Raw genomic sequence first — 26413 nt, forward strand, 5'->3', positions numbered from 1 at the left:
GTGAGGCGATAGAATAGAGAACCGAGTGTTAATGAAAGCGCTATCATTTTGTCATGAAAACAAAGGAGGAAGTTGATTATGAAAATTTCAAAAATCTCCAACGCGAATCAGTTGAAAAAAACGTTTTTCAACACGATGTGCATCATGATGTCTTGTGTGATGGCTATTAGTCTTATGGTTGTTGGTCCCTCTCCGGCAGCAGCAGCAGATGAATATGACACGCTCAGAGAGAGATGGAAGGAAACGTTAACGGGAAGCGCGTCCTACAACACGTCAGACCCCAATATTGCCGCGAGAATTACGGAAATAACCGACAAAGCTCAGGAAGTTTGGGACTCGATGATCAAAACGCCTGGTCGGACACAGTTGTGGGCGGAATATGCGATTGGTGCGCCCAATACGGGCAGCAAGGGGGATAATCTAACGCCGATTTACGCGAATCTCAAATATATGGCTCTTGCCTATTCGACGAGAGGCTCGAGCTTAGAAGGAAATACTACGTTAAGAGATGATATTATTAGCGGTTTAGATTGGATGCATGCAAACAAATTCTATTATGGTGCTATATATTCGGGGAACTGGTGGCATATGGAGATCGGTGCGCCGCAGCAGCTCAATGCGGTCACGGTACTGATGTATGACGATCTGACATCGACACAGGTTACGAATTACATGGATGCTGTCAACTGGGTCTCGCCAGAGATTGAGCTGACAGGAGCTAATCGGTCTTGGAAAGCTGGAATCATTGCGCTCAGAGGCGTGATTGTCAAGGATAGTGCCAAGATTGCCCATGCTACAGCAGGTTTAAGTCAAATATTCGATTATGTCACGGATGGAGACGGCTTCTACGTGGATGGCTCCTTTATCCAACATAGTCACTTCCCATACACTGGCGGTTATGGCTTATCTCTTCTTGAATCCGTAAGCAATCTTATGTATCTCGTCGAAGGCTCTTCATTCGCTGTTACGGATCCCGATAAGCAGAATGTATATCAATGGATCTATAATGCCTATGAACCGCTGATTTATAAAGGCGCCATGATGGATATGGTTAGGGGCAGAGAGATATCAAGACATTATGCACAGGATCATACGGAGGGTCATGTTGCGATTCGTTCCATCCTTCAGTTATCCGATATTGCTTCGCCTACAGATGCAACAGCCTTCAAACGTATGGTGAAGTACTGGATGCAGAACGATACATTCAGCAGTCTGTTAACGACTTCATCTATTCATGTCATTGAGAAGGCAACAGCGTTATTAAATAATAATACGATTGCGCCAAGAGATGAGCTGCTCGCGTATAGACAGTATGCCGGCATGGATCGTGCAGTGCAGCTGCGGCCCGGCTATGGGTATGGCATAAGCATGCACTCGAACCGCGTGGCCAACTATGAATCGATTAACGCGGAGAATGGCCAAGCCTGGCATACTGCAGACGGAATGACGTATCTGTACAATAACGATCTGTCGCAGTTTACCGATAATTACTGGCCAACGGTTAATAGATATCAATTGCCTGGGACTACCGTTCTGCACAATACAACAGCTACAAGCGGTGCTTTTTCCGATAAGAATTGGGTTGGCGGAACGGAGATCTCGGGGCTGTACGGTGTTACAGGGATGGAATTGCATCCGTCAGGCAAATCGCTTGCCGCCAAGAAGTCCTGGTTCATGTTCGACGACGAGATCGTGGCTCTGGGTGCGGGGATTACGAGCGCCGATAATATTGCCGTAGAGACGATTGCGGAGAATCGGAAGATCAATAGCGGCGGCGATAATGCGCTGACGGTAAACGGTTCCGCCAAATCAACGACACTCGGCTGGACGGAGAATATGACAGGCGTCAATACCATTCATCTGGCCGGCAACGTTGCAGGTTCGGATATTGGGTACTACTTCCCTGGATCTGCAAATATTACGGGACTGCGAGAAGCCAGAACAGGTAATTGGAAGCAACTTAATCAGAATTCTGGCACGCCAACGACCCCTCATACTCGCAATTACCTGAGCTTGGTCATGGACCATGGCGTCAATCCAACCAATGCCAGCTATTCTTACGTAACCTTGCCCAATAAGACGAGTTCGCAGGTTAGCGCGTACGCAAGCAACCCGAATATTACGATTCTAGAGAATTCCTCAGATGCGCAAGCCGTGAAGGAAAACGGGCTGAACATGGTAGGGATTAATTTCTGGAACGATAGCGTCAAGACGGTTGATCTCGTGACATCGAATCGGAAAGCTTCCGTGATGACGAAGGAGACGGCAAATGACTTCGAGGTGTCCGTATCGGATCCGACGCAAGCGGGCAGAGATACGATCAACATCGAGATCAACAAAAGCGCGACGAGCGTGATCTCCGCGGATAGCGGCGTTGTCGTCACGCAGCTGTCGCCGACTATCAAAATGTCGGTAAGCGTCGTAGGTGCGCATGGCAAGACATTCAAAGCGAAGTTCGCGACGACAGGAACGGTTGTTCCTTTGCCAGCACCAACAATCGCTAATCCATTCATCATTGAAGCAGAGAATCTCGCCGTAGTCGCCACTTCCGATAGCCGTACGATTAATAACGTTACAATTGCCAGCGGCGGCAAGGATAGTATGTTCAACGGCAATCAGATCAACGATTATATCGATTACAAGGTGAATGTGCCTAAGGCAGGGACATACAAGATTACGTTCAGGCTGTACAGGGAGTACAACCATGCGCTCTATCAACTCAAAATCGGCGATGTGAATCACGGCGCTCCATTTGATACGTATTCAACGGCAGCCAACTATTACGATAAGGATATGGGGGTGCACACCTTCGAGGGGCCAGGGGATCGTATATTCAGACTAACGATGGTGGGTACCGTGACAGGCAAAGTAAGGGTGGATTACATTAAGCTTGAACCAACGGAAGTGTTCGTTAAAGGCGTCAACTTTGGCGGAAGTGCGGTTACTATCGAAGGAAATAGCTGGCACTCCCAAAGCTCGGCCCTGACCTCGGGCATGACGATCAGTTCAAACTATCAGGCTGCGAACACGGTAACACCAAGTCCAGCAGTCGACACGGATACAGCGTCTATGCTGAACTCGCATATCTGGAGGGGCACCAACATAACCATTGCGCAGACACTTCCGAATGGCACTTATTCGGTATACTTATGGGTTATGGAAGACTATCAGAACAATTATCGAAGCTTTGACGTGCAGCTTGAGGGGACAGTGAAGGGCACCATTTCACCGGTTGCAGTGGGGGGCTGGACCAAGTACGGACCTTATACCGCAACGGTCAGCGACGGTGCGCTCACGATGGATCTCGTGAAAGGAACACGAGAGCCGATATTGATGGGTATGGCTATTTATAGCGAATAAGATTTGATGTAAAAGGAGTTCTTCTTATGGCTGCCAGCAGCATGATAATGAGATTGGAATTAGAAAATCGGACATCGTTTGGAGAGGTGGCCGCCGCGATCGGCAGGGCAGGGGGGGATGTTGTCGCAATCGACATGATTAAATCCTCCAAACATGCCACCATTCGCGATGTGACGATTAACTACACGGAGCCGACTTATCGGGATATCGTCAATGCGGTCAGTTATTTGCCCGGGGTTGAGGTTGTCAACGTTTCCGATCGCACCTTCCTGGTCCATCTGGGCGGGAAAATAGAGGTGCAGCCCAAGCTGTCCATCAAGAACAGAGAGGACTTGTCCCGTGTGTATACTCCCGGCGTGGCGCGTGTTTGCCAAGCGATTGCCGAGAATCCGAACAAAGCTTATTCGCTCACGGTCAAACGTAATGCGGTAGCCGTTGTTTCCGACGGATCTGCCGTTCTGGGGCTGGGTAATATCGGACCGGAGGCGGCGATACCCGTCATGGAAGGCAAAGCCATGCTGTTCAAGCAGCTTGGTAATGTCGACGCGTTCCCGATCTGTCTGAACACGCAGGATACGGAAGAAATTATAGCCGCCGTTAAAGCGATTTCTCCTGTATTCGGCGGGATTAATTTGGAAGACATCTCCTCACCGCGTTGCTTCGAGATTGAAGCGCGACTATCCAAAGAGCTGGACATTCCGGTATTTCATGACGATCAACACGGGACGGCTGTCGTCGTGCTGGCGGGATTGATTAACGCTTGTCAATTAACGGGCAAACGGCTGGAGGACATGCGAGTTGTCGTGAATGGCATCGGCGCTGCCGGCTCGGCGATTTGCCGGATGTTGTTAAAGGCGGGAGTCACACGACTGACGGCAGTCGATCGAGAGGGCCCGCTGAGACCGGGCGCGGAGTACGAGCATCCCGTATGGAACTGGCTTGCGCAGCAGCCGCAATTGGAGAGCAGGGAAGGAAATCTGGGGGAACTGTTGTCCGGTGCCGATGTCTTTATAGGCGTCTCCCAAGCCAATCTGCTAACCGCCGAGCATCTAAAGCGAATGGCGAGCGACCCGATTGTGTTTGCGATGGCTAATCCTGACCCCGAAGTATCGCCGGAGGTGGCGGAGCCCCATGTCAAAATTTTGGCTACCGGTCGCAGCGACTATCCCAACCAAGTGAATAATGTGCTCTGCTTCCCGGGCCTGTTCCGCGGTGTACTGGATTGTCGTGCGACGATCATTAATGAAGACATGAAGCTGGCGGCCGCGTATGCCATCGCTTCCGTCGTCCAGCCCGAGGAGATTAACGAACACTATATTATCCCTTCCGTGTTCAACGAGCTTGTAGCCAGTCGCGTTCGCGACGGGGTTATCAGAGCGGCGATTCGGACAGGGACGGCAAGACGAGTGCCTCCAGAATACCGAGAATAGCAGGTCAAGTTAGATCAAATAGCCCGCGCATCAGGTCGCCATGACCGGATACGCGGGCTATTTGTGAATGGATTAAGGATATTTTAAAAGTCTATTGAACTATATGCGGAGATACTGGTATACTTGCCGCAGTTGTACTAGACTAAGCCCGCCAAATATCAGAAGCTCATCAAACAACTATACTTGCCCTGCAGGAGGTTTGTTTCTCATGAAATATAATTTTATTCGTCCGATTATGTTGATAGCGATTGCATTTCTCGTGAAGAACCTGGTCACCAGTATATGTTTGATGTTCGGGATGGGACCGGAATCGGCGGAGAGCGTAGGTTTTATGGCAATGATCATTGCTGCGCTTATTGTCTATACTAGAATCGCTAAGAAACGGAAGCGCTGACGAGAGGGACACTATCTGCTTGCCGAGGCTGCAGGAGATACCCGCATCAATAGCCCGCGTATCTGGTCGACATGACCGGATACGCGGGCTATTTGTTTTTCGCTAACGATTAATCCATTTCAGCACCGTTAGAACCTGCTTGCGGCTAATTTTGCCGCCTGTGAAGCGGTCAATTTGCCGGAAGGGCATATTGAGCACGAAGTACACATTATTTGCGAGCAGCGGCTTGTTGACCGCGTTCAGAAATTTATTAACGAAGATGACGATCGAATAAATGGATTTGCCAAGCCAATTCTTGTATCTCGCTTGAGCAATCGTGTCGTTGAGACCCAAGTCCTTCTTAGGATCCCACTTCGGCGCCGGAGGTTGATAGCCGAGCAACTGCCGGTATTCGTCCGCCGTCACCGCATGGACGTCGCCGCTGGAATAGTGGGCAAACTTGTCCTTGGCATGCACAAGCGGCACGTTGGGACCATCCATCGTCAGGCTGCCGCTCAAATGAATGGATTGCAGCGAGCTGCCGATCCCAATCCCGTATTCGCCAGGCTCAATCGTCCAGCCATTAATGGCCGGATTATAATAGCCGAAGTCGCGCTCCTCCAGCGTCATCGTCACTCGTTTGCTCTCGCCGGGCGCCAAGCTAACCTTGTCGAAACCTTTGAGCTCCCGCTTAGCACGGAAGATCGAGGAGCCCAGCTTCTGCACATACAATTGGGCGATTTCTTCGCCCGCGACAGGTCCTGTGTTGGTGATCGTAAAGGATACGCGCCCCTGCTCTACGCTTAAGTCGCTGTAAGCGAAGGTGGTGTAGGAAAGTCCATATCCGAATGGGAACAATACAGGCTTATCTACCGTATCGAAATAACGGTAACCGATAAAGATACCTTCGACATGCTCGGCGGTCGCTTCTTTGCCAGGATAGTAGGGAGCGGAGGAAACATCCCCATACGCGATAGGGAACGTTTCGCTGAGCTTGCCGCTTGGGTTATACGCGCCGAGCAAGATGTCGGTCAACGCCTCTGCGCCGCCTTGTCCTGACAAGTAAGTGTGGACAATCGCCTTTGCTTGCCCGACAAACGGCATTTCGATAGCGCCGCCTCCTGCAAGAATGACGACGATATTGGCATTCACCTTAGTCAAGGCGTTCACTAGCTCCAATTGGTTCTCTCGCAATCCTAAGTGCGCGCGGTCGATGCCTTCTGCTTCGCTTCCTTCGTCGAGTCCAAGGAACAACAGGACGATCTCCGCTTGCTTCGCTAACGCGATTGCCTCTTGCTGCAACGAATGGCTTTCGCCGCCCATTCGTTTGAAGCCTTGCGCGTATCCCGCAATAGAGAGGCCGGATTGCTCAAGCTTCTCCAATGCATTAGACAGCTTGGCTGGATTGATGAGCGAGCTGCCGGCGCCTTGATAACGCGGGTTTCGGGCGAAGTCGCCGATGATCGCAACCTTCTTGTCTCGCCCGAGCGGCAGAATGTGCGCATCATTCTTCAACAATACGATCGACCGTCTGGCTGCATCAATCGCTTTGCGATGGTGCTCCTCGAAATCAACGCTTGGCGTGTCTCGTTCGTCAAGTCTTGTCGCGAATACTAGCTCCAGCAGCTGATCGACGGCCTCGTCAAGCATATACTCGGGGAGTACGTTATTCCGTACGGCTTCTACGATCTCTTTGTCCGTAATGCCGTTTGACGAAGGCATCTCCAGCTGGTTGCCCGCTTTAAGCCCCGAGACACGGTCGTTATTGCCGCCCCAATCCGTAACCACAACACCGTCAAAGCCCCACTCACCATACAAAATATCCTTCAACAAATATGTGTTTTCATTGGCAAACGTCCCATTAACCCTGTTGTATGAGGTCATGATCGTCTTGGGCTGGCTTTTCTCTACTACTCGTCTGAAGCCTTCCAGATATAGCTCGCGAAGCGAGCGCTCATCCACAATTTCGTCGATCGTCATACGCATATGCTCTTGGCTGTTTACAGCAAAGTGTTTGGGACAAGCGGCAATTCCATTAGACTGAATGCCGTTGACCATCTCGCTTGCCATCTCACCCGTCAGGTAGGGGTCCTCGGAGAAATACTCAAAGTTCCTGCCGCATAACGGGTTGCGTTTAATATTCAGGCCGGGTCCCAGAAGCACACTAACCTTCTCACCAGCTGCTTCTTTGCCAATGGTTGCGCCAACCTCATGGATCAAATTCCGATCCCAGCTGTTTGCCAATGTGGCTGCGGTTGGGAAGCAGGTCGCTGGCAGGCTTTTGTTGAGTCCCAGATGGTCGGCTTTGCCGCCTTGTTTCCTCAGTCCATGAGGACCATCCGTTAGCATGATACTCGGGATACCGAGTCGTTCGATCGCCTTTGTATTCCAGAAGTTAGCGCCGGACATGAGTGACGCTTTTTCTTCCAATGTCATCTTGATCAATATTTTTTTATGTTTCAATGATTTCACCCCGTTACTTCGTTACTTTTCGAACAGATAGGTTTTAAGGATCGTATAGAACACATGATGGACACTTGTGCGCACGCCATTGGCGATTCCCGAAGGATCCTTGTCATAGGCGGCTTCCAGCAGCTTCTTATTTTTCGAAGAGGACATAATGTCGAGCATGACATCATTACCTGCAACAACTGCGTCAGGTGCTTTCATGAAACCGAAGACCGCGTCGCTGGACACGAATCCGTCGAAACCCCATTCTTCGCGCAGAACATCGTTCAATAAGATAGAATTCGCGCCGGCCCACTTTGTCCCGATAATCGAGAAGCTGGACATTGCAGCGAGAGGCTGACTTTCCTTCACCGTTATTTCAAAAGGCTTCAAATAAATTTCGCGGATCGCTTGCTCGTTGGCCCAGATCATATTACCCGAACGAGCGTTGGTTTCCTGATCGTTTAATGCAAAGTGTTTCATAAAGGCGATAATGCCTTGATCCTGCGCTCCATTGATCATCGCCGCGGCCATCTTGCCGGATAACACGGGATCCTCGGAGAAATATTCGAAGTTACGACCGCCAAGCGCGGTACGATGGATGTTCATCCCTGGCGCATACCAGCCCTGAATACCGTAGGCGCGAGCCTCCTGACCAACCGCTTCGCCCATCCGGTAGGCCAAGTCCTTGTTCCATGTCGCAGCAATGACAATCTCGGACGGATACGACGCTGCTGTAATCGGTTTGAAGAAGTAACTGAATCCGGCTGGACCATCCATCAGAAGCGTCTTCGGCACGCCTAGACGTTCGATGGCTTGTGTGTGATAGGCACCATTGGTTACATAATCAAACATTTCGTCAAGCGTCAGCTGGTCAAGAAACAGCTCCCATTTCGGATCATCAAACGCCAGTCCTTGCAAATCTTCAAGCTTCAGCTCATTGTCAGCGCCAAACGTCGGCAGTGACTGCTTGGAGTCCTCGCGTTTCTTGGAGAAAGCGTCCAATACATATTGCGGCGCATCATGGCTGATATTCTCATCAGACGGGTACGTGCCCTCCCAGTCATTGCGCGACAGATACGTGATTTCACCCTTTGCGAGGTCAAAATGATTTTCGTATGCTGTGCCTGTGTCTTTGTCTTGCTCGTAGACGATCCGATCCGCCAGCTCAAGATCGTAGCTCGCTACGATGTCATGAACATTACGCGCCACCTTGATGGTATACGTACCAGGGTCAAGGACATACGCTTGTTCTTCGTTCATGTCATAAGACGCCATCTCTTCGGTGTCGAAGGAGAGTGTAAGAGTCTCGGATTGACCAGGCCCCAGCAGGGAAGTCTTCGCGAACGCACCCATTTCGATAGCCGACTTTTCAATGCCGCCGTTGATATACGGAGAGGAGTAGTACACTTGCACGACATCCTTGCCGGCCATCTTGCCGACGTTCTTAACTTCGACTTGCAGCTCGATCTTCTCATGAGAAAGCGTCTGGTCCACAACCGTCCACTCGAAATCGGTATAACTTAAACCGTAGCCGTATGGATAAAGGACTGCTTCCTTATATCCGGCTTCATTATTATGATAATAGGTTTCGTAGAAACGATATCCGACATAAATGCCCTCTTGATAATTGAGGAATGAATATTTCATATTATCATACCCGTAATCCCCGAAATTCTCGGTGGATGGAGCTGATGCATTATCGAAAACATACGTATCTGTGAGGCGGCCAGACGGATTCACATTGCCTGCCATAATATTGCCTAACGCACTAGCTCCGTAAGGACCTGGCGTTCCTATCCACAGCACGGATTTGATGGATTCGTATTCATTCACGAAACCAAGCTCGAGTGCATTGCCCGCATTAACGACAATCGTAACGTTCTTGAAGTTCTGTGCGACCTTCTCGACGAGTGCCCGCTTGTTAGCGGTCAATTTCAGCTGTTCGATACTCGCGTCGCTTGCTTCTACGCTTTCGCTGGAGATGACGATGACCGCATTGTCCGAATAAGATTGGGCTTGCTTGATCGCCTCGTCAGTCAGATAGTCGATACCCGGTTCATCGGACGATGTTCCGAGGAGCATCCCTTTAACCACTTGAAGGATGCCAGAGCTTCCAGATCCGCTATTGCCCTCTCTCTTGGCAACTTCATCATACAATGCTTTAAGCTCTGTATTGTAAGTGATGCCTGCCTGCTCCAAGCCTTGGAACAGATTCACCGCACGCGAAGTATCTCCAGCACCAGAGCCGCCTCCGCCATAACGGAGGTTCAAGGAAGCCATCCCGAACACATTCACTTTTTTGTCTTGCAAAGGAAGTTGATTCTCTTCGTTCTTGAGCAACACAATGCCTTCGTTCGCGATTTCTTCGGCAATAATGCCGCCGTTCTCGCGAGCGGCGATACCTTCTGGCGTATCGGTCACGGCTGTAATATGTTTGCTGGACAGCATATCGAAGAGATTGGAGGCTGTCGGTCCGAATTGCACAACGAGCAGAACGACTGCGGCTGCAGCAATGGACCAGCCAACTGCGCGTCTCGGTCTGTTTTTAATCTTTTTATAACGTTTCGCCTGTTTTTTGGCCGCTCTGCGTTCTTTGCGTCCAAGGGCGCGCAGCTCTAATTTATATTGTTGCTTTTGCTCCTTCCGCAATGCTTGATCCTGTTGAATGACAGCTTTGCGCTTCTCTGCAGGCAGAGCGGCGATCTCATTTTTGCGCTCGCGCAGTTTGGCTTTATCTTCTTTCACTTGGAGTACCAATTGTTTTTTCATGGTTCTTTTTCTCTTTAAATGATTCAGCATTTTGACACCCTCCAGTACATGACTTGTTGATCACACTCATTCTATAACAGCGCTTTCACCAAATCGACGGAGATCTTGCCGAAAAAAAAGCTAAATGTTGCGATCATCGACGGAGGGTGACTGTCGATGATCGCAACATTTAGCAAGATTACTCTATGAATTCGAGATCGATCATGACGATTCCGAATAGAGGAACTTCAAGGTCTAATGTATGATCTCCCCGTATTTTCAGGATTTCAGAGGTTCTGGAGGGACGATTCAGGCCATTCCAATAAGCGATATCATCGAATGACAACTTTTCGCTGTTCCTTATAATGGCAAGCTCAGTCCGCGTGTTGGACAGCTCTGGTGTCAATTGTTGCTTTACAATCCGATAAGTGCCTTCCAAGTGTGAAAGCGCGAGCTTGATCGAGAGGTGGGGAGTTTTCACTTTTTGCCAGATCGATGTCAACTGATCTTTATTGTTCTTGTTTAAGTAAACCAACAATTCTTGCTCGGGATAGGTTGCCAGTATCCGCAGGTCCTCTTGTCGTTTGGTCACGATACAAGCTTCGTTGCGAAACACCACCTCGTCAAATAAGCGATAAACAAATTCATAAGCGTACCAATTATCCTTATAACGACCATCTACCGTGCACAAGGACAGCTTGCTAGCCAGCTCATCCGGAAAATATTCGAAGTGTTTGGCCGTATCAAGAGATACGGGTTGATAGTAATGGTTAGCGGCAATGTTTGCCTGCGCGAAGTTGATGCCATGCCATATGCTCGAATTAGCTTGAACCAAATCCGAATAGGGGGACAAATCATCATCTTGCTCATACTTCTGCAACTGATCTAGAATCAATTGCTGCATCGTACGGTTGTCCTCTTGGTTGATATAGTGAGGATAAGCCTGATCCAGTAGATGATTCATGGCGGATACGAGCGGAATTCTGCGCATACAAGTCAGATCATCGATACAATAGACCGTTTTCTCGCTATCTTGATCGAGCGTGATCGCATCAGCCGGCGCAATAGGGAAGTGGATAACGAGTTTCTTGTACGAGTGGAATTGATCAATGATATCAGCAAGCGGTTGGCATAATTCCGCATTATGATCGAATTCATAAAAGCAGCGGAACTCATAATACCAGTCCGGGCTGGTTCTGTAATTTTGCCTGAGATGCCGATTTAGCGCCTCGAACAGCGATCTGAACCATTCGTTGTTAGACAAACCGCGAGCCTTCCAGTCCTCATAATCGAACGAATGGAATTGAAAATAAGGCAGCATGCCGGCAGACAAGATGCGTTGCAGCTTTCGGTCAAGTTCGATAAAGGAGTATACGGGCTTCCCGCCGCGAATATCGATTCCTACATCTTCGAGGATACGAGACACGGCTACCAGCTGTATGCCTAGGCGTTGTCGTGTTTGTTGCAATGTGGCTTCTGCAAGCTCTCCCTTTACTTTAAGCACGTAATTCACTTTCTCGCAGCTGCCGATTGTTTGACGGACGTCCAACTGAACATCGATGCCGCTTGGCGACGGAGGTAATTCGGGAGCATAATCGCTTAAAGGCACGTAAGGCGCGAACAATGCGAAGACATCCTGAGCAATATCCGAATCAGCAAGGTCGCCGGTTTTGTCCTCGCGGCTATTCTCCCGGTATTCTGCCGGGGTCATGCCAAATCTGGACAGGAAAGCTTCGTTGAATGAGCGGATATTGGGGAAACCATTAGCAAGCGCAATCGTGACCATCTTTTCATTCGTTTGTTCAATGAAGCGGGAGCTGTGGAATAACCGGACCTCCTTAATATAGTTTCCGACGGATAAGCCAAGCAGATTTTTGAAAGTATGCGCCAGATAATATTTGCTGATATAAAATTTGGCGGCAATTTCGTCCAAGCTGAGCTTCTCGGCGTAATGAATATTAATAAAGGATACGATTTCTTTGATCTTGTCGGTCGCCGGGTTCGGCAACTCTTGTTCATCCGCCACTTGCAGGTATCGGTACAACAACCCAATCAACCGTTGGACGTAGCTTCTGATCATATGCTCGGAGCCAGCCGCAGGATAAAGTTTTTCGATATAGAGAGAGGCCAGGCTTTGCTTCATGAACTCGTATCCGTCTTTTTTGTACACCATGGATAAAGGGATATTGAGCCTGAAAGAGGGGAGCTCGTCAAGATAGGTATGGGTATGAATTTGAACCTTAAGGGTCGCATTGGTGGATTGGCTGACAATACGTACGATATCGCCTTTGTTCAGGACGAATATATCGCCGGTTCGAATCAGGATATCCGCTCCTCCTCGGATGATCTCCAAGAAACCGGATAATACAAACCATATATTGAGCTCTGTCATGAGCAGAAAATCAGTTTGTTCGATTGGTTCGATGACAGCCGTGACAGGATAGCCTTGTTCGTGTTTGTCTGTCGATGGCATGTTGTTTCCTCCTCATCCCTATCACGATACTGGAGGTCCGCCGCAGCGTCCTCCGCGATTATTATAACCGATCCGCTAGCAATCAACCTACTATAATGTGGTACAATTGCGGAACAAACGTTCGAAGAGAGGAGGGGCGGCGAGTGGAGGAAAAGAAGGGGCATATGGCGGAATTGCAGTTGCGGCGGGAACCTTCGGAAGAGACAGCTGGCACGCAGCCGTATACGGTTACCTTGCCGGTTAGGCAGCTAGTAGAGTATGTGTTCTTGAGCGGCAGCATAGATTCGCGCATGCAATCGATGGATTCGCTGCAGGAGGGAACGAAGGCGCATCAGCGCATACAGGAAACGTACGGTGAAGGTGATCGGAAGGAAGTATACCTGAGCGCGGAGATTGAGTATGAAGGCTTGTTATTTGTTGTGGATGGGCGCTGCGACGGCTTGCTCGGGACGGAGCCGATGCCGACGATCGACGAGATCAAGTCGACGCGGGCGGATCTTGCCTTGCTCGAGGATCGACCCGTCCACTGGGCGCAGGCCTTGTTCTATGCTTATATGTACGCCAAGGACGAGGGGCTCCCCGCCATGAGCATTCAGCTGACTTACGTGCATAAGGATACGGGCGCAACGCGGCGTTTCGTCCGCGAAGCGAGCTTCTCCGAGCTGAAGGAGCAAATCCTGCATATCATCAGGCAATATGCTCCCTACGCCAAGCTGAAACAACGTCACGAAGAAGAGCGCAATGCCAGCATTGCTGCGCTCGCGTTCCCTTTCGACAACTACCGGGCGGGACAGCGCAAGCTGGCGGGCGCAGTATATAAGACGATCCAGGAGGGCGTCTCGCTGTATGCCAAAGCGCCGACGGGCATCGGCAAGACGATCTCTACGACGTATCCCGCGATTAAGGCAATGGGGAGCGGGATGCTGAAGCGGCTCTACTACCTGACGGCAAGGACGACGACGCGGGCTGCTGCCGAAGATGCACTGAAGCACATGCAGAACAGAGGTCTGCACATCCATTCGGTGACGATCACGGCCAAGGATAAGATCTGCTTTCAAGATGAGGTGCGCTGCGATAAGGATCATTGCCCGTTCGCGGACGGTTATTATGATCGCATCAATGGCGCGATCCAAGACATGCTGGAACATGAGACGATCATGTCGCGCGCTATTATCGAGCAATATGCCCGCAAGCACACCGTCTGTCCGTTCGAGATGTCGCTGGATGCCGCTTACGCTTCGGATGCGGTCATCTGCGACTATAATTACGTCTTCGACCCGAGAATTTCGTTCAAGCGACAATATGCGGAAGGGAAAAAGGCGACGGCGCTGCTTGTCGACGAGGCGCATAATCTGGTGGACCGGGCGCGGGAGATCTTCTCAGCCGAGTTGACAAGATGGCCGTTTCAGACGCTGCAGCGGGAACAGAAGGGCAAGCATCGCGGATTATATGAGGCATCGAAGGCGATCAACGACTATTTCGTGGCGCTGCGAGGGACGATAGAGGATAACAAGGACAAGCCCGTCGTGTCGGACATGCTGCCGGATGAATTGGTGAAGCATGCAGAGCGGTTCGCCCAAGCGGCGGAACAGGTGCTGGACGGCGGATTTTATGCACAGGCAGCCGGCTCGCTAGATCCAGGCGCTTCGTCCGGTGCTGGAGGCAGCGCGGGCGGAGATGGCGACAACACACTGCTGGATGCGTACTTTGCCGTATCGCAGTTTCTTCGAACGGCCAAGTTGTATGATGAGCGATTCGCCACCTTCGCTGAAGTGACCAGGCTCGACATGCGCGTCAAGCTGTTCTGCATGGATCCATCGGAGCTGCTTAAGGAACAGGCGAAGGGGTATCGCTCGTTTATATATTTCTCTGCGACATTAACGCCGGTCCGCTATTACATGGACATGCTGGGCGCCTCCGAGCGGGATTATACGCTCGGACTCCCTTCACCCTTCGATAGCGAGCGTCTCCAGGTGAATATCCGTCCGATCTCGACGCGTTATCAGGATCGGGGCGAGTCATATGGACCGATTGCAAGGCTTATCGCGGATACGATCGCCAAGCGAACGGGCAATTATTTTGTGTTCTTCCCCTCCTACGCCTACATGAAAGACGTCTACGACGCATATATCAAGCAAGAGGGGACAGTGTCCGGGTCCGTCGTCAAACTTCAGCGCAATGACATGAGTGAAGAGGAACGGGATACGTTCCTCGCAGACTTCCAGCCGGGCGGCGAGCGGACGCTTGTGGGGTTTGCCGTGCTAGGCGGTGTGTTCTCCGAAGGCGTTGACTTGCCTGGAGATCGGCTGATCGGCGTTATCGTCGTTGGTGTAGGATTGCCGCAGCTTGGCTTAGAGCGTAATCTGCTCCGGGACTTCTTCCAGCGTGAAGGAAAGAGCGGTTATGATTACGCCTACGTTATTCCGGGCATGAATAAGGTGCTGCAAGCAGGCGGTCGACTCATCCGCACGGAGACGGACAGCGGAACCATCACGCTTGTGGATGACCGGTATTTGCAGGGTTCGTACCGCAGATTGTTGCCCGAAGACTGGCTTGCGAGTCTCGGTGGGAAAGAATAAGTTTAATGAAGATTACAATTGACAGCTTTTTCATGCGGTGTTAAAGTGACAAAGTAGATTCAAGCAGAGACGAAATGAAAATGATATTGGGAAGGGGATTACGGGATATGGATAAACAAGGACACGTTACTTCGATCCATCACGGGTCATTGCATCAACCAAATCTCAGAAACGTAATCCTGTTGCGCGAGTTATTCATTTGATACATAGGGGAAACCCTTTGATCGAAGGCGCATGGTTACGTAGCCGTAGCCATGCGCCTTCTTTATGCCGTTAGGAGCTTTGCGACCTGCTTAGGGGCGCATTTCTTCGGGGGCCAAGGAAGCGTGTCGCTAATGGCGGCATGCTTTTTTTCATTTCCGGGACGAAACGCGCCCCGCCGCCCAAGGACGGCGCAGCTGTTTCGCCTTGCCAGAGTTTGCAACAGGATCCTTGCGCGTGTTCTACAAGAACGTGTGGGTTCGAACGAAAGGTGTGAAGGACACGATGTTCAGCGTATTAAAGAAACTAAGCTGGTTTTTCAAGCAGAGCTGGAAGCGGTACACGCTTGCCATCACCTTGCTTGTGCTTACCGGTATCATCGACATTATCCCGCCATGGATGCTCGGCTATTTGGTGGATGGTATTAATCAGAGCACGTTAGGGACAGCGGAGTTTAACCGAATTATGTATCTGTGGATCGGGCTTACGGTCGTCGGATACGGCATCACGTATGTGTGGCATTACAAGCTATTCGGCGGAGCGTTCGTACTGGAGCGGCTGCTGCGATCCAGTCTGATCGGGCATTTCCTCAAGATGAAGCCGTCGTTCTATGAGCGCAACCGGACGGGTGACTTGATGGCTCGCGCGACTAACGATCTTGGAGCGGTAGCAATGACGGCGGGGTTCGGTATTCTAACCCTTGTCGACTCTACATTATTTATGATCACGATATTAATCGTGATGGCTGTAGGCATCAGCTTCAAGCTGACGCTGGCCGCATTATTGCCGTTGCCGCTCATGGCGATTGCGATGTCCTACTATGGCAAGAAGATCCATCAGCGGTTCACGGACGCACAGGATGCGTTCGGCGAGCTCAACGACAGCGTGCTGGAATCAGTCTCTGGCGTTCGCGTGATTAGAGCGTTTGTACAAGAGGAGGCGAGCGAAGCCAGCTTCGCAGCCAAGACGAAGGAAGTGCTCGGCAAGAATATCGCGGTAGCCCGCATCGATGCGCTCTTTGAGCCTACGATGAAGGTACTGGTCGGCACGAGTTACCTGATTGGCCTCTGCTACGGCGGCTTCCTCGTATTCCAGAACGAGATTACGCTCGGCGAGCTGGTTTCCTTCAATATCTTCCTCGGGATGCTGATCTGGCCGATGTTCGCAATCGGCGAGCTGATCAACATTATGCAGCGTGGCAATGCTTCGCTCGACCGCGTTAACGAAACACTGGGCTACAAGCCGGATATTAAGGAAGCGGCTGAACCGGCATCCGTACACGTACCGACGATGATCGAATTCGACCGCGTAACCTTCAAATATCCGTCCTCGAACACTGATAATCTGTCGGATGTGACGCTCAAGCTGCGCCAAGGCGAAACACTTGGTATCGTTGGACGTACCGGCAGCGGCAAGACGACACTGCTGAAGCAGCTTCTCCGCGAATATCCGGTCGGACGCGGCGCCATCCGATTGTCGGGTGAGCCGATCGAACGGTTGGCGACCGATAAGGTGCTCGGATGGATCGGTTATGTGCCGCAGCAGCCAATTCTCTTCTCGAAGACGATCCGCGACAATATCTTCTTCGGGCGCATAGACGGAAGCGAAGCGGAGCTGCAGCGGGCGCTGGAGCGCGCTTCGTTCGCGAAGGATATCGCGTTCTTGCCTGATGGCCTCGATACGATGGTTGGCGAGAAGGGCGTCGCGCTCTCCGGCGGACAGAAGCAGCGGGTCAGCATTGCGCGCGCGTTAATAGCGGATCCCGAGATTCTAATGCTCGACGACGCATTATCCGCGGTGGATGCCAAGACGGAAGCAGAGATTATTGACGGAATCCGGACAGAGCGAGCGGGCAAGACGACTTTGATTACAACGCACAGGCTGTCGGCCGTTCAACATGCAGACTGGATCGTAGTTATGGACGAAGGCCGCATCGTGGAGGAAGGCACGCACGAAACGCTGCTGGAGCGAGGCGGCTGGTATCGCGAGCAATATGATCGTCAGCAGCTTGAAGCGACGATCGAGAACTAAATTAAGCGAAGAGATAGGAGGCGTGAAGAACAGTGAGCACACCAACGGGCAAACGGTTGTTTCAATACGCCATGTTATATAAGAAACCCATTCTACTGGCCATGCTTCTGCTAGTGCTGGCGGTCTGCGCGGAGCTGACAGGTCCGCTTATCGCGAAGCGGATGATTGACCAGAACATTCTAGGCATCGAGAAGCCTTGGTATGAAGTGCAAGGTGAGCAGTCTTATGCGGTGCCGTATCAAGATAAGTGGTACAAACGGGAAGATCGATTACAAGAGGGAGACTCGGTGTCGGAAGGTGCAATCGGCAAGGAAGTACGCGTGCTGCAGGTTGGCCGCGACTACTACTTCCTGGATGGAACCCTGAGCCACAATGGGGCGAAGACCGTAAGCGGAGATGTCATGACTGTATCAGACAAAGACTCAGGAGCCGTTTCTACGTATCCTGTTAACAAGCTCACGAAGGGCGAGCTATATGCGTTCTATAAGCCGGAGATTCCGGGCTTGCTCCGTCTTGCGGCGATGTATTTTGGCTTGCTCCTGCTGGTAGCGGCATTTGCTTATGGGCAGAGGCTGCTGCTTCAAACCTCGGCGAACCGCATCGTACAGAAGATGCGCGGCGACGTGTTCGCTCATACGCAGAGGCTGCCGGTACAATATTACGATAATCTGGCTGCCGGCCAGGTTGTATCCAGAGTGACCAATGATACCGAAGCGATAAGGGAGCTGTACGTAGGCGTATTAGCGAACTTCTTCACGGGTACGATCTATATTGTCGGGATCTTTGGCGCTTTATTCTTGCTAGATACGCGACTTGCGTTCATCACGCTGCCGCTCGTTCCGATTCTGATCGTCTGGATTATCATATACCGCAAGTTCGCGGCCAACTATAATCGGATTATCCGGACCAAGCTGAGTGAAATCAACGCGATGATTAACGAGTCGATCCAAGGGATGACGATCATTCAAGCGTTCCGCCGCCAGAAAGAGACGACCAAGGAATTCAACGAGCTGAACGATTATTATTTCAAATACCAGAATAAGCTGTTAAGCCTCAATTCCATCACCTCCCACAACCTGGTTAACGTCATGCGTAACGTGTTATTCCTGGTGGTCATCTGGATGTTCTGGGGTGGAACATTGGGCGCGCTAGTGACGGTTGGCGTGCTGTATGCCTACGTCGATTATATGAACCGGATGTTCGCGCCAATCGTCGGCATCGTTAACCAGCTATCCAATCTGGAGACGGCCCGCGTATCCGCAGAGCGCGTATTCAAGCTGATGGACGAGGATGGCGTAGATGTTGTACCGGGCAAGATGGAGAGATACAAGGGCGATGTGGAGTTCAATAACGTAACCTTCGCCTACAAGAAAGAAGAGTATGTGCTGAAGGGTGTCTCCTTCCATGCTCGCCAAGGAGAAACAGTAGCGCTTGTCGGTCATACGGGCTCGGGCAAAAGCTCAATCTTGAATCTGCTCTTCCGGTTCTACGACACCAACAAGGGAACGATAGCCGTCGACGGCAAAGACGTTCGCGACATTCCAAAGCAGCTGCTTCGCCAGCATATGGGGATCGTGCTGCAGGATCCGTTCCTGTTCACGGGGACGATTGCTTCCAATGTCAGCCTAGATAATCCCGAGATCAGCAGGGAACGAGTCGAGCAGGCGCTTAAGGATGTCGGAGCGTACGATATGTTTATGAATCTGCCCGGCGGGATCGATGCGCCGGTTATCGAGAAAGGCGCTACGCTCTCCGCAGGTCAGCGGCAGCTGATCTCCTTCGCAAGGGCGCTTGCTTACGATCCGGCTATCCTCATCCTTGACGAAGCGACAGCCAGCATCGATACGGAGACGGAAGCGATTATACAAGCGGCGCTTGATGTCCTTAAGAAGGGGCGTACGACATTCGTAATCGCGCATCGCCTATCGACAATCCGCCAAGCGGATCAAATTCTGGTGCTCGATCGCGGCGTTATCGTGGAGCGCGGCAACCACGATACACTCATGCTGCATCGCGGCAAATATTATGCGATGTACCAGCTGCAGCAGGGTGGCTCTGTCCAGCCTGCATAGTGTAGAGAGTGGTTGTCCATATACAAAAGAAGCGATCATACCAGTCGGTAATGGACTGATAAGATCGCTTTTTTGTGCCATAATCTACTTCAGCATGTTCTCCAATTGATCCGGCGGCAGCGGACGGCTGAATAAGTAGCCCTGGAGCTCGTCGCAGCGCAGATCCTTGCAGAATTGCGACTCATCGACGGTTTCGACGCCTTCGGCTACAACCTTCATGTTCATGCTATGAACGAGGTCGATGATCGCTTTGACGATCGATGACTTCTTCTCATCGTGCGTAATTCCCTGGATAAAGGACCTATCCAGCTTAACGTCCGAGATTGGCAGGCGCTGAAGCTGGTTTAGAGAAGAGTAGCCCGTACCGAAGTCGTCGATGGAGATCTGAATGCCTAGACCACGCAAGTACAGAATCGTCTCGATGACCTGATCCATATTTCGGATGAAGACACCTTCCGTAATCTCTAGACTGACGTATCTGGCTTCCAGTCCTGTCTCCGCAAGTGCGTTCACCACCATCTCCTTAAGGTTGCCCTGATAGAAGTGACGTGCCGAGATATTGACGGATACGCTGATTTTCTTAAGACCGGCATCCTGCCATGCCTTGTTCTGACGGCAAGCCTCGTGGAATACCCAGTTGTCGATTTCCAAGATGAAGCCGGATTCCTCCGCAAGCGGAATGAACTTGTCCGGAGGGATTAGACCGATCGTAGGATGCGTCCAGCGAATCAGCGCCTCGATCCCGCATAACTCTCCAGTCTGGGCATTAATCTTAGGCTGATAATGGAGCGCGAATTGTCGTTCCTGAAGCGCCTTGTACAAACCGTTTTCCAGCTGCATCTTCTCCTGAACGAGCGGCGCAAGATTGGGCTTGAAGAAGCGGTAACATCCGGTTCCTTCTTCTTTGGCATGATACATGGCGATGTCGGCATGACGAATAACGGTGTCTATATCCGATCCGTCTTGAGGATATAGCGCGATTCCGATACTAATCGAGACAAACAGCGGCATATCATCGATGAGGAAAGGCTCTTTGAAGCTATTGTTTATCGCCGCAGCGCTGCGAACAATGTCTTGTTCCTCCTGGTACTGGTGCAAAAATACGAATTCATCGCCGCCGAGGCGGAAAACATCATAGCTTTTATCCGGGTCATGGAGGAAACGCTCCGCAACAAGCCGCAGGAACTGATCCCCGGCAGAGTGGCCCAGTGTATCGTTGATATGCTTGAACCGGTTGATGTCCGCAAAGAAAACCGCAATACGCGGTTCGTTGCCCGCAGATTTGCCAAGCTCGATCAACTCTTGGAAGTGGCGGGTGAAATGAAGCCTGTTCGGCAGTCCCGTCAAGCTGTCGTAGTAGGCTAGCTGATGCAGACGTTCCTCAGATTGCTGGAGCAGCTGCGCCTGAGCGGAAAGCCGCTCATTGCTCATCTGCGATTCATTGAATAACAAGCTCAAATGGTTGGCCATATGCTTAAAGTTCGAGATCAGAGAATGAATCTCCAGCATATGGCTTCGAGGCCAATCCGGCTCATGATGATGTTTAAGCTTAAGCGGCAGATTGGTCGTTGAGACGGCCAGACGATGCAGCGTTCTTGAGACCGAGCGATGGATATAAAGCGAGAATAGGGCAGCGAGTATGCTCGACAAAACTAGGAACATGAGATGAACTTCGTATTTGTTGTACAGATAGTTCTTGTATAAGCTCAGCGGAACTTGGATGATGAACCGTCCATACCCGTTCGGGAGTTCTTCTTCGTAGATGAAGTGCTCGTTCTGCCAAGTCGTAGCCAGCAAACTATAGAATTCATTGCGTTGTTTTGAAACTTTAAGCATATCGGTGACGGAGCTATACGTTTTATCCGTCCTTGGCGAATCCTTTGTAAGAATAAGATCATGAAAACTCGATGCGGTAATGATCCCGTTATTGTCGACGAAACTCACAATATACGATTCTGGAGCGTAACGTCTCACCACCTTTTGGAGCTTTTCTACTTGATTAGGGGGGAGGACGGATACGCCATAGGGATAGGTCCATTCCTTCGAGATTGCATAGACGGTTTGTTTGGCACGATCCTGTACATATAGGCTGGCTTCCTTAAAGGAACTGATGCTGTTGACAATCATGTTCAATAGAAACGAAAACATGACGATGCCAAGTGCGAGGTGAAAAAGGATTTGGCTAAAGGTGCTAGGCAAACGTCCGCTTCCGGGCAAGCTTAGCTGTAGTCGTTTCGGTGAATATTGATGGATAATCTCAGCGAACAAGGCGTTGAACAAGCCGTTGATTGCAAGGATGCAAACGAATAATCGGATATTGATCAAGCCGCCGACATAATGTTGAGAGTAGAATAAATAAGTTAATGGGATCCCGACCAGCAGCCAATAGAAGGTATCGATGGCAAATAACCGCCCGTTGTAACGTCTGAGCAGTAAACCGACGATAACAGCCTCCAGCACGCCTAGTAGATGAATAAGCGGTTGGCCGAACATAAGTGTTCCGAGCCCATAAGCGATAACGGAGACGAGCATGCCTCGCCAGAAGCCTAACATACGCAATGCAAGCAGGGTGAACAAGCTGGTCAATGAAAACGTAATGCCATATAAAAATTGCAGTGAGGTGGATTCGCATAGAATGGCGATTGCCGTTAATACGATGAGTATAAGGGCGGCAAGCCAATGATTTTTTTTCGCAAAAGGTGAACTATTCACTAACGGCCTCCGATGCAGGTGGATAAAATGGGAATTCGCTATTTTTACCTATAATTCGACAATTTTAACGGTAATCCTGCTATAAGTGCAAAGTAGAAGGGGGAGAGTTGCAGAGCAACCTCTTTTTTTGATATAGTTCTATTGTCGAACTATTCGATAATAGAACTATATCTCAGGGGGTCATGTAGTGGAAGTAGGCTGCGACATACTGAAAGAGTTAATACAACGTTACGAACGCGCCAACTTCATGGTAGAGCGCAGGCTGAACGGTGCTATAAAGGATATGATGCCAGAGAAGCTGACCGTCGATCAGTTCAAGATGCTTCGTTTCTTGCGAAGCAACGAACGAAGCACGCCATCGGAGCTATCCGAAGTTTTTTGTGTGGGCAAAAGCTCGATCACGGCCATTATTTCTCGTTTGTCCGAGAAGGGATACATCCAGCGCCTGGCCGAAGAGAATGATCGGCGTATCGTCATCCTCGTGCTGTCGGAGGAAGGGAAGCAGTTATGCGACACGATGGAGGCGAAGGTAGAGGCCATGCTGGCGGGCTTCATGAACAGGTTTGAAGAGCAAGAAGCGTTGTTGTTCATCCGTACATTCGAGAAGCTTGCAGACGTCATGTCAGGTAAGTATGAACAGCCGGGCGCGACAGATGAAGCGGGTGCGGGCTGCATGTTGCGTGAGGTGGAATAGAGAGAGTGGAGAGGGAGTGAGTACATGCGTATCATTTTGAGATTCAAATGGTTGGTGTTAGCGCTATGGTTGCTGGGGACGGTTGGATTGATGGTTACGGCTCCCAATATGGCCGAGCTTGTACGGACGAAAGGGCAAATATCTGTACCGGACGGCTATTCGTCGACACTTGCAAGTGAGCTGGTGAAGGAAATCGGTGCAAGCGGCTCTGAAGAAGCTGGTGAAGGCGGCAGTTTGTCGACGGTGTTGGTGCTGCATAAGGAAGGAGGACTCGGCGAGAGCGGGCTGGCTGAAGCCAAAGCAGTCATCGAGAAGCTCGGCGGTGAAGAAGGAAAGGCGCTCGGAATCACCGGAGTAACCACCCACTTCGATATACCGGAAGTAGAAGAACAGATGGTATCGGAGGACGGGAGCACCGTACTTGCGCTGCTCGATGTGAGCTCGGGAGAGCGTGAGCTATCGACTGTTCGCGAGGAGTTATATGCGGTACTGGACCAAGTTTCGCTAGACCATTACTATACAGGCAACTGGCTCATTAATGAGGATGTGATACAGAGCTCGCAAGAAGGACTTAAGAAAACGGAATTTATTACGGTAGGCTTCATCCTTGTCATTCTGTTCATCGTGTTTCGTTCTGCTGCGGCGCCTCTTGTGCCCCTATTGGCAGTCGGCTTCAGCTATTTGGCATCTCAGTCGATCGTCGCGTATCTAGTGGAATATCTGGATTTTCCACTATCGAATTTCACTCAGATCTTCTTAGTGGCCGTCTTATTCGGTATCGGCACGGACTATTGTATCCTGCTTATTAGCAGATACAAGGAGGAGCTGGCTCATCGAGGCGACAGGACGGAGGCGATTGTCCATACGTACAAGACGGCGGGCAAAACGGTATTATTCTCCGGTCTTGCCGTTTTAGTCGGCTTCGCATCGATTGGCTTCTCGACCTTTGTCTTGTATCGTTCGGCTGTAGCGGTGGCAGTAGGTATCGTCATTCTACTGCTCGCATTGTTCACACTCGTGCCATTTTTCCTTTCGACGCTTGGCCATGCATTGTTCTGGCCATCCAAAGGCGGACTTGAGCATAAGCCGAGCAGACTTTGGGGGGCGGTAGGCAGCTTCTCGCTGCGCAAGCCGATCTGGGCTTTGGTTATTCTGATGGTTGTTATTGTGCCGTTCCTTGCGGCGTATAAAGGTTCGATTTCATTTAATTCATTAGAGGAAATCGGCGACAAATACGATTCGGTCAAAGGGTTTAATGTCATCGCCGACGGTTTCAGTCCAGGTGAAACGCTGCCGACGAATATCGTGGTGAAGGCGAAGCAGCCGATGGATACGCCGGAAGGGCTCGCCGCTCTGGAGCAGGTCAGCCGCGAGCTGTCCAAAGTTGAGGGCGTGCAGGCGGTTCGAAGCGCGACAAGACCGACGGGACAGGTGCTGGAGGATTTTCTTGTCTCTGATCAGCTGTTAACGCTGGATGATGGCATTGGCAAAAGCGGCGATGGCTTGAGCGAAATCAGCAGCGGACTGGCGGAAGCCAGCAGCGCACTGAGCGACAATGCGCCCAAGCTTGCCGAAGCAGCCGATGGAGCGGGACAGCTGGTTGAAGGAACGCAGGGGCTTCGTTCCGGTGTCGATCAGTTGGCTGCAGGTCTTCGGGCTATCGAGAAGGGACTTCTTGACGGTTCGGCCGGCGCGGTTGAATTGACGGCGGGGCTGGAGCAAGCGCAAGCGAGTGCCGAGCAGCTAGCTGCGGCAAATGCTCAGTTGCTTGCAAGTTATGAGACCATGGGAAGCGGATTAACGGGCTTGAACGATGGGTATGAGAAGGTTTCTGAAGAGAGCGACAAGCTCGCAGAAGGGCTAACAGGCGTATCGACAAGTCTTAGCGGTCTTGGAGAGAAGTATCCGGAGCTGCAGGAGGATGAGCAGTTTCAAGAAACGTTGCTTGCCGTTGCAGGCTTGCAGCAAGGCGCGGCGCAGCTCGGTGCGGGGCTATCGGAGCTGAATGGGCAGCTGGCCGGCGTGGCGGCAGGCATGGGCCAGGCCAATGCAGGCTACAAACAAGCCGTAGATGGACAGTCTGCGCTGTCAGCAGGTCTTGGCAAGCTTGCGGCAGGCATCAAGGAACTGCAAGGCGGTATTGCTCAAGCGGCAGCCGGCCAAGGCGTTATCGTCGATAAGCTGCCTGGCGTTGAGCGTGGACTTGGCGAGCTCGCTGCAGGTCAGCAAGAATTGCAATCGGGCTTTGCATCGCTGAGTGATCAGCTTGGAGAGCTGACGAGCGGCCTGGATCAAAGCGTCGACGGCTTGGCTCAGGTGACGGAAGGTCTGGCATCTGCGGGAGGTTATCTGCAGAATTTGGCCGATGCGCCGGACAAAGAATTGACGGGCTGGCACATTCCGCAGGAAGCGATCGAAGACGAACAGTTCCAGACGTCGCTCGACATCTACATGTCGCCGGAGCGACAGACTGCGAAGTTTGAAGTTATCTTTGATAGCAATCCATACTCGGAAGAGACGATGGCCGAGATCGCCTCGCTGGAATCAGCGGTTGAGCGCGCGCTGCGAGGCACGCCTTACGAAGCGGATACGGGGTTCGCGATCGGAGGCGTAACGAGTATGAATCACGATCTGGATACGATCTCGAGCGCGGATTATTCGCGGACGGTCGTGCTCATGCTGGTAGGCATCACGTTGATCTTGATCATCTTGTTCCGGTCGATTATTATTCCAGCTTACATTGTAATCTCGCTTATCGTTACGTATTACACATCGCTTGCGATCACGGAGCTGATTTTCGTTCGTGTGTTCGACTTGTCAGGCGTGAGCTGGTCGGTGCCGTTCTTCGGCTTCGTCTTGCTGGTTGCGCTGGGCGTGGACTACAGTATCTTCCTGATGGACCGTTTCCGCGAGTATCGCCATCTGGATCCAAGGGAAGCGATCCTCAAAGCGATGAAAAACATGGGGGCCGTCATCATGTCGGCTGCCGTCATTCTCGGCGGCACGTTCGCCGCGATGCTGCCATCGGGCGTCATGTCGCTGCTGCAGATCGCGACAATGGTGTTATGCGGATTGTTCCTGTATGCACTTGTTATGCTTCCGCTCTTTATTCCGGTAATGGTGCGTGTCTTCGGCGAGGCGAACTACTGGCCGTTCATGCGTAACGAAGGAACAAGCGGATCAAGGATCCGTGAACCCGAAGTGTTTGTATATCAGCATAAAGAATAATAGGGGTATATCGGTCGAGAGGATCAGGGTATGCTCATGAGAGTGGAATCATCGGAAGGAG

Annotated in this window: 12 protein-coding genes; 8 read left to right on the forward strand and 4 right to left on the reverse strand. The window is 51.2% G+C overall.

Annotated elements, in window-relative coordinates; genetic code table 11:
- Window positions 1-78 precede the first annotated feature (78 nt).
- The 3 genes from ACX1C1_RS08825 (at window position 79) to ACX1C1_RS08835 (ending at window position 5184) form a co-directional block, all read left to right on the forward strand.
- Window positions 79-3360 (forward strand): polysaccharide lyase family 8 super-sandwich domain-containing protein, encoded by a 3282-nt coding sequence (locus tag ACX1C1_RS08825; RefSeq protein ID WP_458956721.1) that lies wholly within the window; start codon window positions 79-81, stop codon window positions 3358-3360.
- 26 nt (window positions 3361-3386) lie between these two features.
- The gene (locus ACX1C1_RS08830; protein WP_458956722.1) at window positions 3387-4790 is read left to right on the forward strand and encodes a malic enzyme-like NAD(P)-binding protein; all 1404 of its coding nucleotides are present in this window, start codon (window positions 3387-3389) and stop codon (window positions 4788-4790) included.
- A gap of 208 nt (window positions 4791-4998) precedes the next feature.
- Window positions 4999-5184, forward strand: coding sequence for a hypothetical protein (locus ACX1C1_RS08835; RefSeq protein WP_458956723.1), 186 nt, complete (start codon window positions 4999-5001; stop codon window positions 5182-5184).
- Window positions 5185-5286: 102 nt separating this feature from the next.
- Here the strand turns inward: ACX1C1_RS08835 and ACX1C1_RS08840 are convergent, their stop codons facing one another.
- From ACX1C1_RS08840 to ACX1C1_RS08850, 3 genes are all read right to left on the reverse strand, one after another.
- Window positions 5287-7599: a glycoside hydrolase family 3 C-terminal domain-containing protein gene (locus tag ACX1C1_RS08840; protein WP_458957640.1), complete on the reverse strand. Its 2313-nt coding sequence runs from the start codon at window positions 7597-7599 to the stop codon at window positions 5287-5289.
- A 48-nt stretch (window positions 7600-7647) separates the two neighbouring features.
- A complete protein-coding gene (locus tag ACX1C1_RS08845) occupies window positions 7648-10383 on the reverse strand; it encodes a glycoside hydrolase family 3 N-terminal domain-containing protein (RefSeq protein ID WP_458956724.1) in 2736 nt (911 codons plus the stop codon).
- A gap of 178 nt (window positions 10384-10561) precedes the next feature.
- Entirely contained in the window at window positions 10562-12835 is a 2274-nt protein-coding gene (locus ACX1C1_RS08850) for a helix-turn-helix transcriptional regulator (RefSeq protein WP_458956725.1), read from the reverse strand.
- Between the two features lie 143 nt (window positions 12836-12978).
- Between ACX1C1_RS08850 and ACX1C1_RS08855 the strand changes: the two genes are divergently transcribed.
- The 3 genes from ACX1C1_RS08855 to ACX1C1_RS08865 all read left to right on the forward strand — a co-directional run bounded on the left by ACX1C1_RS08855 (window position 12979) and on the right by ACX1C1_RS08865 (window position 19718).
- Window positions 12979-15414 (forward strand): ATP-dependent DNA helicase, encoded by a 2436-nt coding sequence (locus ACX1C1_RS08855; RefSeq protein ID WP_458956726.1) that lies wholly within the window; start codon window positions 12979-12981, stop codon window positions 15412-15414.
- Window positions 15415-15900: 486 nt separating this feature from the next.
- Window positions 15901-17646 (forward strand): ABC transporter ATP-binding protein, encoded by a 1746-nt coding sequence (locus ACX1C1_RS08860; protein ID WP_458957641.1) that lies wholly within the window; start codon window positions 15901-15903, stop codon window positions 17644-17646.
- Window positions 17647-17717: 71 nt separating this feature from the next.
- Window positions 17718-19718, forward strand: a complete 2001-nt coding sequence (locus ACX1C1_RS08865; protein WP_458957642.1) for an ABC transporter ATP-binding protein — start codon at window positions 17718-17720, stop codon at window positions 19716-19718.
- A gap of 84 nt (window positions 19719-19802) precedes the next feature.
- On the opposite strand, the gene ACX1C1_RS08870 is transcribed toward ACX1C1_RS08865, so the two are convergent.
- The gene (locus ACX1C1_RS08870; protein WP_458956727.1) at window positions 19803-22430 is read right to left on the reverse strand and encodes a putative bifunctional diguanylate cyclase/phosphodiesterase; all 2628 of its coding nucleotides are present in this window, start codon (window positions 22428-22430) and stop codon (window positions 19803-19805) included.
- A 187-nt stretch (window positions 22431-22617) separates the two neighbouring features.
- On the opposite strand from ACX1C1_RS08870, the gene ACX1C1_RS08875 reads away from it, so the two are divergent.
- A complete protein-coding gene (locus ACX1C1_RS08875) occupies window positions 22618-23124 on the forward strand; it encodes a MarR family winged helix-turn-helix transcriptional regulator (RefSeq protein WP_458956728.1) in 507 nt (168 codons plus the stop codon).
- A 24-nt stretch (window positions 23125-23148) separates the two neighbouring features.
- Window positions 23149-26352, forward strand: a complete 3204-nt coding sequence (locus ACX1C1_RS08880; protein WP_458956729.1) for an efflux RND transporter permease subunit — start codon at window positions 23149-23151, stop codon at window positions 26350-26352.
- Window positions 26353-26413: the final 61 nt, after the last annotated feature.

It is taken from the genome of Paenibacillus sp. strain BS8-2 (genome assembly GCF_054483835.1).